The 14,552-nt window shown below is 70.7% G+C and carries 11 protein-coding genes; 8 read left to right on the forward strand and 3 right to left on the reverse strand.

Going from position 1 to position 14,552, the window contains the following annotated elements; genetic code table 11:
- Positions 1-497 precede the first annotated feature (497 nt).
- On the forward strand, positions 498-1,286 hold the full coding sequence (locus tag AB0J40_RS39400; protein WP_364464215.1) for an alpha/beta fold hydrolase: 789 nt from the start codon (positions 498-500) through the stop codon (positions 1,284-1,286).
- Positions 1,283-2,041 carry an SDR family oxidoreductase gene (locus tag AB0J40_RS39405; RefSeq protein ID WP_364464218.1) on the forward strand — a complete coding sequence of 253 codons (759 nt, stop codon included), beginning with the start codon at positions 1,283-1,285 and terminating at the stop codon, positions 2,039-2,041. Before AB0J40_RS39400 ends, AB0J40_RS39405 begins: the two co-directional genes overlap by 4 nt.
- On the opposite strand, the gene AB0J40_RS39410 is transcribed toward AB0J40_RS39405, so the two are convergent.
- Complete coding sequence (locus AB0J40_RS39410) at positions 2,026-3,573, reverse strand: transposase (protein WP_364464221.1); 1,548 nt, start codon at positions 3,571-3,573, stop codon at positions 2,026-2,028. The two genes, AB0J40_RS39405 and AB0J40_RS39410, sit on opposite strands and share 16 nt — an antisense overlap.
- A gap of 153 nt (positions 3,574-3,726) precedes the next feature.
- On the opposite strand from AB0J40_RS39410, the gene AB0J40_RS39415 reads away from it, so the two are divergent.
- From AB0J40_RS39415 to AB0J40_RS39435, 5 genes are all read left to right on the forward strand, one after another.
- Positions 3,727-6,324 (forward strand): bifunctional FO biosynthesis protein CofGH, encoded by a 2,598-nt coding sequence (locus AB0J40_RS39415; RefSeq protein ID WP_364464223.1) that lies wholly within the window; start codon positions 3,727-3,729, stop codon positions 6,322-6,324.
- A gap of 44 nt (positions 6,325-6,368) precedes the next feature.
- Positions 6,369-6,899, forward strand: coding sequence for a DUF4232 domain-containing protein (locus AB0J40_RS39420; protein ID WP_364464225.1), 531 nt, complete (start codon positions 6,369-6,371; stop codon positions 6,897-6,899).
- Between the two features lie 87 nt (positions 6,900-6,986).
- Positions 6,987-7,844 carry an arpA protein gene (locus AB0J40_RS39425; RefSeq protein WP_364464228.1) on the forward strand — a complete coding sequence of 286 codons (858 nt, stop codon included), beginning with the start codon at positions 6,987-6,989 and terminating at the stop codon, positions 7,842-7,844.
- Positions 7,845-7,860: 16 nt separating this feature from the next.
- A complete protein-coding gene (locus tag AB0J40_RS39430) occupies positions 7,861-8,685 on the forward strand; it encodes a class I SAM-dependent methyltransferase (RefSeq protein WP_364464231.1) in 825 nt (274 codons plus the stop codon).
- Positions 8,682-10,427 carry a choline/carnitine O-acyltransferase gene (locus AB0J40_RS39435; RefSeq protein WP_364464233.1) on the forward strand — a complete coding sequence of 582 codons (1,746 nt, stop codon included), beginning with the start codon at positions 8,682-8,684 and terminating at the stop codon, positions 10,425-10,427. The genes AB0J40_RS39430 and AB0J40_RS39435 overlap by 4 nt, the downstream gene beginning before the upstream one ends.
- Here the strand turns inward: AB0J40_RS39435 and AB0J40_RS39440 are convergent.
- Positions 10,413-11,327, reverse strand: coding sequence for an alpha/beta hydrolase fold domain-containing protein (locus AB0J40_RS39440; protein ID WP_364464236.1), 915 nt, complete (start codon positions 11,325-11,327; stop codon positions 10,413-10,415). The genes AB0J40_RS39435 and AB0J40_RS39440 overlap by 15 nt on opposite strands.
- A complete protein-coding gene (locus AB0J40_RS39445) occupies positions 11,324-12,106 on the reverse strand; it encodes a class I SAM-dependent methyltransferase (RefSeq protein WP_364464239.1) in 783 nt (260 codons plus the stop codon). The genes AB0J40_RS39440 and AB0J40_RS39445 overlap by 4 nt, the downstream gene beginning before the upstream one ends.
- A 198-nt stretch (positions 12,107-12,304) precedes the next feature.
- On the opposite strand from AB0J40_RS39445, the gene AB0J40_RS39450 reads away from it, so the two are divergent.
- The gene (locus AB0J40_RS39450; protein WP_364464242.1) at positions 12,305-14,536 is read left to right on the forward strand and encodes a discoidin domain-containing protein; all 2,232 of its coding nucleotides are present in this window, start codon (positions 12,305-12,307) and stop codon (positions 14,534-14,536) included.
- The last annotated feature ends 16 nt before the right edge of the window (positions 14,537-14,552 follow it).

The raw sequence follows: 14,552 nt of genomic DNA on the forward strand, positions 1-14,552 counted from the left end.
TGTGTTAAGCACGCCGCCAGCGTTCGTCCTGAGCCAGGATCAAACTCTCCAACAATGAACAGTTTAATCGAGGCAATTTAATGCTCTCAAAGGAACCTCATACGAGGTTACATATATAAGCTCTACTGGCTTAGTTCACTAGCACACTGTTGAGTTCTCAAGCAACACACCCCGAGTCGCACCGCCGTCAAGCGGCCTTACTCGAAGCGAGTTATTTCTAGCAGTTTTGGTGGGCCACCCACTCAATCGCTTCTGCGAGAGCTTGGTTCGTGTCCCCGCCGCCCGGTTTCCCTGGCGACTTGGAGAACTTTACATGCCCCGAAAGGGCCCGAAACAGGGGGGTCCCTTAACAAGATCAGCGCAGGTCAGACCCCATGACGAAGCCCGTCTGCGGCTCAGTCTGCACCCACGGGCCCCGGAGCGCCAGCGAAAGAACATTGCTCCGACTACATTGCACCGTATTGCTCCGCGCCAGTGCTCCGCTTAGCGTCGGTCGCATGAACCTCGCCCACGACGACCTCGGCCCGCGCGACGGGCAGCCGGTCCTGCTGGTCCACGGCCACCCCTTCGACCGCTCCATGTGGCGTCCCCAGGCCGAGTACCTGGCCGGGCGCGGCCACCGGGTGGTGACACCCGACCTCCGCGGCTACGGCGGCTCCAAGACCGGCGACACGAAGACCGGCCTCGACGTCTTCGCGAACGACCTCATCGCGCTGGCCGACCACCTGGGCCTCGAGCGCTTCGTCCTCGGTGGCCTTTCCATGGGCGGCCAGATCGTCATGCAGCTGATGACGGACCACCCGCAACGGGTGACCGCCCTCCTCCTGGCCGACACCTTCCCCGGCCTCGACACCCCGGAGGCGAAGCAGGCCCGCTACGACACCGCCGCGAGGATCACCGAAGAGGGCATGGCGCGCTACGCCGACGAGCTGCTCCCCAAGATGATCTCGAAGCGGACCCGCGCGACCAGGCCCGACGTCGAAGCCCACGTCCGGCGCATGATGCGCGACGCGCCGAAAGAAGGAGCCGCCGCCGCGCTGAGGGGCCGCGCCGAACGCCCCGACTACACGCCGACGCTGAAGCACATCGACGTCCCCACCCTGGTCGTCGTCGGCAGCGAGGACGAGTTCACCCCGGTGGAAGACGCGCGGCTCATCCACCGGGAGGTGGCGGGTTCGACCCTGGTGGTGATCGAGGGCGCGGGCCACCTGCCTAACCTGGAGCGCGAGACCGAGTTCGACGAGGCACTCAGCACCTTCCTGAAGAACAGCGGAGCTACCCCATGACCCAGCAGACCGTGTTCGTGACCGGCGCGAGCGCCGGCTTCGGCGACGCCATCGCGCGCCGGTTCGTCGCCGAGGGCGCCCGCGTGGTCGCCGTCGCCCGCAGCGAGGACAAGCTCGAGAAGCTGGCCGGTGAGCTGGGCGAGGCCGTCCTGCCGATCAAGCTCGACGTCAGCGACCCCGACGCGGTCCGGCAGAAGATCGACGCCCTCCCGGAGGAGTGGCGGGAGATCGACGTCCTGGTCAACAACGCCGGCCTCGCCAAGGGCCTCGAGCCCGCCCACCAGGCGAACCTGGACGACTGGGACCAGATGATCGCGACCAACGTCCGCGGCCTCGCGCACGTCACGCGCGCGCTGCTGCCCGGCATGGTCGAGCGCGGCCGCGGCCACGTGATCAACATCGGCTCGATCGCCGGCACCTACCCCTACCCCGGCGGCAACGTCTACGGCGCGACCAAGGCGTTCGTCCACCAGTTCAGCCTCAACCTGCGCAGCGACCTGCACGGCACCGGCGTGCGCGTGACGAACATCGAGCCCGGCATGGTCGGCGGCACCGACTTCTCGAAGGTCCGCTTCGACGGCGACGCGGCCAAGGCGGACAGGGTCTACGAGGGCACCACGCCGCTGACCGCGGAGGACGTCGCCGAGTCCGTCCACTGGGCGGCGAGCCAGCCGAAGCACGTCAACATCAACGTCATCGAGCTGATGCCGGTGGTGCAGAGCTTCTCGGCCCTCCAGATCTACCGCGAGAGCTGAAACAGCGAGGCCAGCGCCTGCTGTTCCGGGTCCAGCTCGGTCAGCAGGCGCTTGGTGCGCGGCCGCCCGCCGGTGGAGGGGTAGCGCAGCACCAGCTCGCCGATGCCCGCGAGCCGGTCCAGCAGCTCCCGCACCGACAGGTTCATGCCCGCCCGGTCGGCCTCGCGCCGCATGAGGTGGGTGACGGTCGCCGCGAGCACCGAGACCAGGCCGTGCGCGGCGATCCGCTGCCGCGTCCACTCCCAGCGCGGGGTCGGGCCGGTGACGGCGGGCCCGGTCAGCCAGCGGAACGTCGACTCCAGGTGGGTGCGCGCGCGGTAGGCGGTGACGACGTCGCCGATCGGCCAGTCCCGGTCGGTGACCAGCACCTGCTTGCCGAAGAACTCCTCGTCCAGCCGGGCCAGCGCGGCGGAGTCGATCCGCCGTTCCAGCCGGATTTCGCCCGGCCGGGTGCCGCTCAGCACGGCCGTGAGCACGCGTTCGATCCGCCGGCCGCGCGTGACCCGGCCCAGCTCGGCGTGCACTTGGGCGCGGTCGCCGCGGTGGGTGCCCGCGGCCAGCGCCTCGGCCAGGCCGTCCAGCTCGCGGGTCGCGGTGGCCAGCTCGTCGGCGAACGCGCGGGACTGTGCCGCGTGCAGCGTCGCCGAATGCGTCAGGATCACCCGCCGCCGGACGCCGTCGACGACCGCGTGCGTGTCCAGTGCCGTCAGCCCGGCGAACCGCTCGGGGTCGACGCGCTTGCGGGCGGACGCGGGCTGGGTCAACAGTTCGGGGTGGTCGGTCAGCGGCAGCGACCCGACGAACCCGCTGCGTGAACCGAGGTCCAGCTGGGCCGCCTGGCCGGAGTGGAAGACGAGCGTCGCCGGCCCCAGTCCCGCCATCAGCGAGGCGAACGTCGGTGCCGTGCCGTCGTCGCGCCGGTACAGCCGCGAGTTCAGGGGGATGGCGCCGTCACGGGTCACCCGAAGCCCGACGCCGGCGAGGACGCCCTGGCACGCGGACGGCAGCGTGCAGTCCGCCGGGGCGAACGCGGCGAACTGGGGGACGTCGACGGCGAGGGCCGCGTGGTCGTCGAGGGTCTCCAGCACGGCGGCGGCGAGGGTGTCCTCGATGCCCGCGATGCGTTCCGGCGTAAGGCGTTCCAGCGCCTTCCAGATACCGTCTACTGTGGACAACCGGGGCCGGACGAGGTCGGCGGCCGGCCCCGACGCCCACCAGTCCGGCAGCGGGGTGCCGGGCGCGGTCGCCCGGTGCAGCACCGCGACCGCGAGGGTCGGCCCGAGCGAAGGCTTCGTGCGGACGACGTCGTCGACGCGGCGGACGAAGTCCAAGCGCGAGAGCGTCGACCACACCGCGGCGACGTCGCCGAACGGCCGGTACGACGTCGAGGCCGGCTCGCCGCCCGGGACGGCGCGGGCGATCTCCTCGGCCGTCCCCAGGTAACGCTGGGTGACCACCCGCGGCTTGCCGTCGACCCGGCCGGACTCCGCCAGGTAGTAGTACGTCCGTCCGCCGATCTTCTTGCCGACCACCGATGCCACCCTTTAGGTAATACACGCCGGGCCGCTGATCGACAACCACGGCACCGCGGTGACCTGCGACGACGATCACGTCCGGGTACAAATCCAGCCGGGTGCGCAACACACACTGGCTGGTCGCCTCAGGACGGTCCTAGCGTGGGCGGAATGGGACCCGAACCCGACGCCACCGCCCCGACCGCCTCCGCGATGCGCCGCGCGCTCGCCCGGGCGCGTGACGGGAAGACACTGGACGTCACCGAAGCGGCCGTCCTGCTGCACGCCCGCGGCGACGACCTCACCACGCTTTCCGAGTACGCCTCCCGCATCCGCGACGCCGGTTTGGCCGAGGCCGGGCGCGCCGGGATCATCACCTACAGCCGCAAGGTGTTCATCCCGTTGACCCGGCTGTGCCGCGACCGGTGCGGCTACTGCACGTTCGTCACCGTGCCGGGCCGGCTCGAATCGCCGTTCCTGTCCCCGGACGAGGTGCTCGACATCGCCCGCAAGGGTGCCGAGATGGGCTGCAAGGAAGCCCTCTTCACGCTCGGCGACCGGCCCGAGGACCGCTGGAAGGCCGCTCGCGAGTGGCTGGACGCGCACGGCTACGACGACACGCTGTCCTACGTCCGCGCGATGGCCATCCGCGTGCTGGAGGAGACCGGCCTGCTGCCGCACCTCAACCCGGGCGTGCTGACCTGGCAGGACTTCCAGCGGCTCAAGCCGGTCGCGCCGTCGATGGGCATGATGCTGGAGACCACCGCGACCCGGCTGTGGAGCGAGAAGGGCGGGCCGCACTACGGCTCGCCGGACAAGGAACCCGCCGTGCGGCTGCGGGTGCTCGAAGACGCCGGACGCAGCTCGGTCCCGTTCACCACCGGGGTCCTGATCGGCATCGGCGAGACGTTCGAGGAGCGTGCGGACGCGCTGTTCGAGATCCGCAAGGTCGCCAAGACCTACGGCGGCATCCAGGAAGTCATCGTGCAGAACTTCCGGGCCAAGCCGGACACGAAGATGCGCGCGACGCCGGACGCCGACCTCGAGGAGCTGGCCGCGAACATCGCCGTCGCCCGGCTGGTGCTCGGCCCGCGGATGCGCATCCAGGCGCCGCCGAACCTGATCGGCAGCCAGTACGACCTGATGATCCGCGCCGGCATCGACGACTGGGGCGGCGTCTCGCCGCTGACCCCGGACCACGTCAACCCGGAACGCGCGTGGCCGCAGATCGACGAGCTGGCCCGCCGCACCGAGAAGGCCGGGTTCGAGCTGAAGGAACGGCTGACGATCTACCCGGAGTACGTCAAGGCCGGCGAGCCGTGGCTCGACCCGCGGATCACGCGGCACGTCGCCGCGCTCGTCGACTACGACACCGGGCTGGCCCGCGAGGACGCGCTGCCGGTCGGCATCCCGTGGCAGGAGCCGGACGGCGGCTGGCAGGAGTCCGGCCGCACCGACCTGCACACCGAGATCGACACCAGCGGCCGCACCGAGGACCGCCGAAGCGACTTCGACTCCGTGTACGGGGACTGGAAGGAGATCGGCGACCGGATCAAGACCGGGCCGGCCAAGTTCGACACGGACATCCTGGAAGCGCTGCGCAGCGCGGAAAAGGACCCGGCCGGCCTGTCCGACGACGCCGCGCTCGCGCTGCTGCACGCCGACGGCCGCGAACTCGACGCGTTCACCCGGATCGCCGACGACCTGCGCCGCGAGACCGTCGGCGACGACATCACGTTCGTCGTCACGCGGAACATCAACTTCACCAACGTCTGCTACACGGGTTGCCGCTTCTGCGCCTTCGCGCAGCGTCGCACCGACGCCGACGCGTACACGCTCTCGCTGGAGCAGGTCGGCGACCGCGTCGACGAGGCGTGGGCCGCGGGCGCGACCGAGATCTGCATGCAGGGCGGCATCCACCCGGACCTGCCCGGCACCGCGTACTTCGACCTCGCGGCCGAGGTCAAGCGCCGTCAGCCGGAGATCCACCTGCACTCCTACAGCCCGATGGAGGTCGTGAACGGCGCTTCGCGGACCAACCTGTCGCTTCGCGATTGGCTGATCAAGGCCAAGGAGTCCGGCGTGGACTCCCTGCCGGGCACGGCGGCGGAGATCCTCGACGACGACGTCCGCTGGGTGCTCACCAAGGGCAAGCTGCCGACGTCGGAGTGGATCAAGGTCGTCACGACGGCGCACGAGGTCGGCCTGCCGACGACGTCCACGATGATGTACGGCCACGTCGACACGCCGGCACACTGGGTCGCGCACCTGAAGCTCCTCGCGCGGCTGCAGCGCGAAGGCCTGGAGAAGCACGGCCGGCGCGGGTTCACCGAGTTCGTCCTGCTGCCGTTCATCCACCAGAGCGCGCCGATCTACCTCGCCGGCCTGGCCCGCCCGGGCACGACGCTGCGCGAGAACCGCGCGGTGCACGCGCTGGCCCGGCTGCTGCTGCACGGCATGATCGACAACATCCAGAGCTCCTGGGTGAAGCTCGGGGAAGAAGGCAGCCGCGCGGTGCTGCAGGGCGGGGTCAACGACATCGGCGGCACGCTGATGGAGGAGACGATCAGCCGGATGGCGGGCGCGTCCAACGGGTCGTACAAGACGATCAGCGACATGCGCGCGATGGTCGAACCGCTGGGGCGTCCGCTGGTCCAGCGCACGACCGGGTACGGGCGGCCGTCGGCCGAGCGGCTCGCCGCCGCGCAGGCGTCGGACGGCGTCGCGACGGCCGTGCGCAAGCCGCTTCTCCCGCTGCTGACTCCGTGAGGCGTGGCGGGCGCCTTCCGGGGCGCCCGCTACCCTTCCGGATCATGGGGGTTTTCCGCTTCACGCCGGTTCTTCTCGTCGCGCTTCTCGCGGGTTGCGGCACTCCGCCGCCCCCGCCCGCACCGACACCCACGACCACGCCGAGCCCGACGTACGGGCCGCCACCGTCGACGGGACTGTCGCTTTCGGTCGGCCAGGTCGAGGCCGGGCTGGGCCACCGCGCGAGCGTGCTGACGCTGACCAACCGGGACACCGCGCCGCGGCGGGTCACCGGCTACCCCGACCTGAGGATCCTCGCGGGCGACGGCACCCCGCTCGAGGTGAAGGTCGAGCACGGGACTTCGTACTTCGCGCGCGACCTCGGCCCGCAGGACCTGACCGTCCAGCCGGGCGAGAAGGTCGTGGCCGTGCTCGCGTGGTCGGCGACCGTCACGAGCGGCGACACGCGCACGGGCGCGGCAATCGCGGTGGTGCCGGTGCCGGGCGAACCTGCGCAAAAGCAGCCCCTCGACACCGATCTGGGCACCACGGACACCGTCACGGTCAGCTCGTGGGCCACCGAGGTGGGGGCCTGACAACCCTGTGTCACCGCTCACAAACCGACGGTTGACCAGCGGGACTCTGTGCTACCTCTGTTCCTTCACCCGCCGGAAGGGACCTCGATGAGCACCTCCGTAGCGCCACTGGAAATGGTCGACACCGACCGCTACCCGCTCACCGATCCGGACAGCACCGCGTGGCGGGAGACCGTCGCGCGCACGCGGGCGGACCTCGCCGACGTCGGCTGCAGCGTGCTCGCCGACTTCATCCGGCCCGAGCTGCAGGAAGCCCTCCGCGCGGAGTGCGCCGCGCTCGAACCGCACGCCTACACGAAGATCGAGAAGGTCAACGCCTACAACACGGCGATCGACGCACCGCTGCCCGGCGACCACCCGGGCCGCACGATCATGGAGCGCGGCAACGCCTTCGTCGCGCGGGACCACATCCCCGCGTCGTCGATCATCGCCCGGCTCTACGGCAGCCCGGTGTTCCAGCGGTTCGTCGCCGACTGCTTCGGCCTGCCGGAGCTGCACGAGCTGGCCGACCCGCTGTCCGGGCTGACGCTCAACGTGATCGCGCCCGGTCGCGCGCACCCGTGGCACTTCGACACGAACTCCTACACCGTGAGCATGCTGACGCAGGCCGCCGAAGCGGGCGGGACCTTCGAGTACTGCCCCGGCATCCGGTCGGCGGCCGACGAGAACTTCGCGGCCGTCCGGGCCGTGCTCGCCGAGGACGGCACCCATCCGGTGCAGCGCCTCGGCCTCCGTCCGGGGGATCTGCAGCTCTTCCAAGGACGCTTCGCCCTGCACCGGGTCAGTACGGTGGAGGGCGCGATCGCGCGGCATTCCGCGATCTTCGCCTACAGCGAGCGCCCGGGGGTCATCGGCAGCGCGGAGCGGACCAGGCAGCTCTTCGGCCGGGTCCTGCCCGCCCACCTGGCCGGACGCACCGACCGCGGCGACGAGCTGCTCGACTAGATCAGGAGCCTGGCCTGTGCCTTTCGACTCGACCGGCAAGATCTCGTTCGACCACATCTACACCGCGCCCGACCCGAGGCCGTTCTTCGGCACCCTGCGGCGCGTGAACTACGAAATCCCGCAGCTGGCGAAGCCGTACTTCGCGAAGCTGATCGCCGAACACCCGGCCGAGCGCCCGACCGTGCTCGACGTCGGCTGCTCGTACGGTGTCAACGCGGCCTTGAGGCGCTGCGAAGCCACGATGGACGACCTCTACGCGCACTACACCGCCCCGGACGTGCGGGCGCTCGGCCACGCGCAGCTGATCGAGGCCGACCGGGCACGCGTCACCGACCTGGGCGGCGCGAAGTTCCACGGCCTCGACGCGTCGGCGCCGGCGCTCGAATACGCGCTTTCCACCGGGTTCCTCGACGAGGCGATCCACGCCGACCTCGAACGCGACGACCCCGACCCCACTCAGCAGAAGCTGCTGGACGACGTCGACCTGGTCATCTCGACCGGCTGCGTCGGGTACGTCACCGAGAAGACGCTGACCCGGATCGCCCGCGGCTCGCGGCCGTGGATGGCGCACTTCGTGCTGCGGATGTTCTCCTACGAGCCGGTCGCCGACAGCCTGGCCGAACTGGGGTACGAGACCGCTCAGGTGCCGGGCGTGTTCCGGCAGCGGCAGTTCGCCTCGGGCGAGGAGCAGGCGCAGATCCTGGACACCCTCGACGCCGCCGGGATCGACCCGGCCGGGCTCGAATCCGATGGCTGGCTCTACGCGCAGCTGTATGTTTCCCGTCCTGAGGGCGCGGCCGAGCTGGCGGCCGCGCTGGGCACCTCCGACGAAGAAGGATGACCGTGAGCAGTCCGGACTGGTCCACCCGCACCTTCGGCAACGAGGACCGGCTTCCCCGCGTCCCCGTCCCCACGCTGGAGGACAGCGGCCGCCGCTTCCTCGAGTGGTGCGCCCCCCTGCTGACGCCGGACGAGCTGGCCGAAACCGAAGCCGCGGTCGCGCGGTTCCTGGCGCCGGACAGCCCCGCGCACGGGCTGCAGGCCGCGCTCGAGGAGTACGACCGCTCGCCCGGCGTGCGCAGCTGGCTCGACACGTTCTGGCCGTACCGCTACCTCGGCCGCCGCGACCGGATCGCGCTCAACGCCAACTTCTTCTTCCTGTTCTCCGACTCCCCGCTGGGGCAGGTGGAGCGCGCGGCCGAGCTGACCGCGGCCGCCGTGGACTACAAGCTGAAGCTCGACGCCGAGCTCGTGCCGCCGGTGCTCCTGCGCGGCACGCCGCAGTCGATGGTGCAGCACAAGTACCTGTTCTCGGCCACCCGCATCCCGGGCGAGCTGCTCGACACCGCCCGCACGCGGTTCCCGTCGCCCGAGCGGCACATCGTCGTGTTCTCGAAGGGCACGCCGTTCCGGATGGACGTCCTCGCCGAAGACGGCCGCCCGCACTCGCCGGCGCAGCTCGCCGATGGGTTGCGCGCGATCCTCAAGGACGACCACGTCACCGACGTCCCGGCCGGGCCCTTCACGACGAAGGCACGCGCGGAGTGGGCGGCGTCGCGGGCCGCGCTCCTCGAGGCGGGCAACGCCGCCGCGCTGGAGACCATCGAGACCGCGCTGTTCTGCCTGTGCCTGGACGACTTCACGCCGTCGAACGCCCTGGAGGCGGGTGACCAGCTGCTGTACGGCGACAATCGGTGGTACGACAAGGCCGTCTCGCTGATCGTGTTCGAGGACGGCACGGCGGGCATCAACGTCGAGCACTGCGAACTCGACGGCACGACGATCCTCGGCTTCACCGACGCTCTGCTGAGCGGTTCGCGCGAAGAGCGCGAGCCGGCGGACGGCGTCCCGGGCTACGAAGTCGTCGAGTTCACGCTGACCGACGCTCTCCGCGAAGACGCGCGCGCCGCCCGAGCCGCCTTCAAGGCCTACGCGGACGCGACGGCGACTCAGACCGTGTCGTTCGACTTCGGCGCCAATCGCGCGAAGGAGCTGGGGATGTCCCCGGACGCCTTCGCGCAGATGTCGTACCAGCTCGCGCACCGCCGGGCGAAGGGCCTGACGGGTGCGACGTACGAGTCGATCGCGACGCGGCAGTTCCAGAACGGCCGGACCGAAGCCATGCGAGTCGTGACGCCCGAGGTGGTGCGCTTCGCCGACGTCATGACTTCGTCGAGCGCTTCGCGGGAAGAGAAGCGGGAAGCGTTCCGCGCCGCGGCGGCGAAGCACGTCGCCCGCGCGAAGGAGTGCCAGGCCGGGGACGCGCCGGAGCAGCACCTGTGGGAGCTGCAGCTGATCGCGAAACGCCGTGGGGAAGCCACGGACCTGCCGCTGTACTCCTCGCCGGGCTGGCTGAAGTCGCGCGACGACTACCTGAGCACCAGCTCGGCGCCGTCGGTCAACATCCAGTACTTCGGGTTCGGTTCGACGAGCCCGCAGTGCATCGGCATCGCGTACGTGCTGCTGCCGGACCGGTGGAACATCTACTTGAGCACGCCGAAGCACGTGTCGGCCGAGATGTACCGCTTCGCGGACGAACTCGCGGTCGCGGTGCGGGAGCTGCAGGACCTACTGGCCGAGTAGGCGGCGCAACCAGCTCAGCCGGGCGGCGCGCGCTGCCCGGCTGAGCCGCGCTTCGGGCGCCAGCGAATCGAAGCCGTGGAAGCCGCCCGGCCACACGTGCAGCTCCGCCTCGCCGCCCGCCTGCCACAGGCGGCTCGCGTAGGCGACGACCTCGTCGCGGAACGTCTCCGCCGTGCCGACGTCCAGGAACGCCGGCGGCAGGCCGGAAAGGTCGGCTGCGCGGGCCGCCGCCGCGTACGGCGGGACTTCGTCGAGGCCGCCCAGGTACGCCGTCCAGCCGACGTTGTTGGCCGTGCGGTCCCACAACCCGCGGCCGTCGAGGTCGACCGCCGACGGGGTGTCGTTGCGGTCGTCGAGCATCGGGCAGAGCAGCAGCTGGCCGGCGAGGGACGGCCCGCCGCGGTCGCGGGCCAGCAACGCGGTCGCCGCCGCGAGCCCGCCGCCCGCGCTGATCCCGCCGAGCACGAGCGGGCCGGCGAACCGCTCGGCCGTCCACAGGAGACCCGCGTAGCAGTCCTCGAGCGGCGCCGGGTACGGGTGCTCGGGGGCGAGCCGGTAACCGGGCGACACGATCGTCAAGTTCAGCTCGCCCGCCCAGGCCAGCAGGTTCGGCACGTCGGCGCCGAGGTGGCTGCCGACGATCGTGCCGCCGCCGTGCACGTAGTAGAGGACGCCCGCGCTCGACGCCGGCGTCATCACCAGCAGCGGGACGTCCCCGGCGTGCTCCTCGGCGACCTTGTACGCCGGGTACGCGGCCACCAGCTCCTCGACGGTCCGGTGCTCGGCCGCGTTCAGCTCGCGCCGGCCCGGGATGTCGGCGAGCGACGCCAGCGGCGGCCGGAGGGCGCGCAGCATCTCGACGACGGGCGCCAGCTCCGGGTCGAACGGCGGCGGCGTCACGACGTCGGGTCCGAGACCACGAGGACCAGGGAGCCGTCGAACGTCCGCTGCTCGCGCAGCCGCCCGTAGCGGCGGTCCCACGTGCCGTCGTCGAGGTCGTGCTGCAGCTCGGCGGCGAACCGGTGGTGGACGCGGTCGTCGACGAAGCTCCACGCCGAGCACGACAGCCGCGCGCCCGGGTCGAGCAGGCGTTCCGGGCGGGCGTAGTAGGCCTCGTTGAAGCCGTCCGTGCAGTCGATCGGGATCGGCACGCCGACGATCGAGGTGTGGCCGCCGAGCCCGTCGGCGATGTCGTCGACCGACGGGTAGCGCCGCGCCTCGGTCTCGATCACCTCGGGCGCGTAGTCGAGCAGCCAGAACCGGCGCAGCAGCGCGGGGTCGCAGGTCAGGATGGCGATCGGGCCGCGGGTGACCCGGCGCATCTCCTTCAGCCCGGTCCACAGGTCGTTCCACTGGTGGACGCTGAACGTGCTCATCGCGCCCTCGAACGCGCGGTCCGGGAACGGCAGCTTCTCGGCCACCGCGTCGACCGCCGGCGGCAGGTCCGCCGGCCGCTGCGCGCGCATCGACGCCGACGGCTCGACGGCGGTCACTTCGCGGTCTTCGGGTTCGTACGCGCCGGCGCCCGCGCCGACGTTCAGCACGGTCCGCGCGTCGCCCAGCGCGTCGAGGATGTACCGGCCGATGCGGGGATCCGGCTTGCGGTAGTCGGTGTAGACCCCGCCGATCGCGCCGTAGTCCGCGTCCCCGGCGCTGCCGTCCGCACGTCGCTGGCTCATGACTGAAAACTATCAGCGCGGCCCGCCGTCGAGGGTGTTGCTCCGCTGGGCGTAAGCGAACGCCGGGCATCCGGCGCAGTCGTCAATTCCTGTCGCAAACTTGCGTACGTTCGTCCAAGTATTGCGATTTCCTGTCCAGGATTCGTATGATCCGGATCACAGAGGTCCCCACCTGCTGCGGAAAGGCCAGTGCCGCCCATGTCCCCCAGCTCTGTCTTCAGCGCGCCCAAAATTCGACTGGGAGCGCTCGCCGCTGCCGTGATCACGGCGGCCGGCGTCACCATCGCCGCCCTTCCGGCCCACGCGCTCGCCGCCGGTCGCGGCGCGAACGTCCCCTTCGTCGAACAGGAAGCGGAAACCGCCGCCACCAACGGTTCGGTCATCGGCCCGAACCGCGCCGCGGGCACGCTCGCCGGCGAGGCGTCCGGCCGCAAAGCCGTGACGCTGTCCGGCCAGGGCCAGTACGTCGAGTTCACGCTCACCGCGCCGGCGAACTCGATCGACTTCCGCTACAGCGTCCCGGATTCCGTGACGGGGACGATTTCGCTGTACGTCGGCGGTGCCCACAACCGCGACATCGCGCTGACCTCGAAATGGGCCTGGTACTACGGGTCGTACCCGTTCACCAACAACCCGGGCGACGGCCACGCGCACCACTTCTACGACGAGACCCGCGCGCTGCTCGGCACGTCCTACCCGGCGGGCACCAAGATCAAGCTGCAGGTCGACGCGGGCGACGTCACGCCGGCGACGATCGACCTCGCCGACTTCGAACAGGTCGGGCCGGCGGCCACGCGGCCCGCGAACTCGGTGTCCGTCACCGACTACGGCGCCACGGCGGGTGACACGAGCGACGACGCCTCCGCGTTCGACTCGGCGGTGTCCGCGGCTCGCAGCCAGGGCAAGGAAGTCTGGATCCCCTCCGGGACCTTCACCCTCGGCCACCACATCACGGTCGACCAGGTGACGATCCGCGGCGCCGGGCCCTGGTACTCGGTGCTCACGGGCCCACGCGCCGGCATCTTCGGCAAGGGCGAACCGGCGAGCTGCGGAACGTCGACGTATCCCGGGAACCCGGCCGTGCCCGGCACGAGCAGCGCGGTCAAGCTCTACGACTTCGCGATCATCGGCCAGGTCGACGCGCGCGTCGACTGCGACCAGTCCAACGCCGTCGGCGGCGCGCTGGGCGGCGGCTCGGTCGTGCAGAACCTGTGGCTGCAGCACACGAAGGTCGGCCTGTGGCTCGACGGGCCGTTCGACGGGCTCACCGTGTCCGGCAACCGGATCCTCGACCAGACCGCCGACGGGCTGAACCTGCACCAGGGCATCAGCAACGTCACGGTGACGAACAACTTCCTGCGCAACACCGGCGACGACGGCCTGGCGATGTGGTCCGAGCACGACGCCGACCACCACAACACGTTCTCCTTCAACACCGTGCTGCTGCCGATCCTCGCCAACAACATCGCGGTCTACGGCGGGCACGACAACACCGTGTCCGACAACGTCGTTGCGGACAACCAGGACCAGGGCGGCGGGATCCACATCGCCAACCGGTTCAGCGCGGTGCCGCTTTCGGGCACGACGACGGTCGCGCGCAACACCGCGATCCGCACGGGCGTGCTCGACTCGAACTGGCAGTTCGGCGTCGGTGCCCTGTGGTTCGACGGCCGCGACTCGGCCATCACCGGCCGCGTCGACGTCACCGACCTCGACCTGCGGGACAACAACTACGAGGCGATCCAGTTCATCGACGGCGCCACCACGGACGTCCACTTCGACGGCGTCCGGATCAGCGGTGCCGGCACCTTCGCCTGGCAGCTGCAGTCGAAGCCGACGGGCTCGGTCAAGAACGTCGTCGCGACCGGTGTCGGCCGGGCGGGCGTCTACAACTGCCTCGGCCCGGACGCGCTCGCCGGGCTGGCCGACCAGGGCGGCAACTCCGGCTGGACGACGACGTACTGCGGCTCGTGGCCATCGCCGGTGTACGGGTCGGACAACGGCGGTACGACCACTCCCCCGACCACCACGCCCACCCAGCCGACGGGCAACCTCGCGCTGCACAAGAGCGTCAGCGCGTCCGGTTCGCAGGGTGGCTTCCCGCCGGGCAACGCCGTCGACGGCGACGCGAATTCCTATTGGGAGAGCAAGAACAACGCGTTCCCGCAGTCGCTGACCGTCGACTTCGGCAGCACGGTCAGCGTGTCGCGGCTCGTCCTCAAGCTGCCGCCGTCGTGGGGCTCCCGCACCCAGACGCTGTCGGTCGACGGCGTCAAGGCGTCGGCGACCTACGCCTTCGATCCGGCGTCCGGGAACACCGCGACCGTGACCTTCGCGGCGACGTCCGTGCGCACCCTGCGGCTGACTTTCACCGGCAACACCGGCTGGCCCGCCGGGCAGCTGTCCGAACTCGAAGCCTATTCCTCCTGACCAGAAAGGTGACGAC

The organism is Amycolatopsis sp. NPDC049691 (assembly GCF_040675005.1).
In the GTDB taxonomy this organism is placed as follows: domain Bacteria; phylum Actinomycetota; class Actinomycetes; order Mycobacteriales; family Pseudonocardiaceae; genus Amycolatopsis.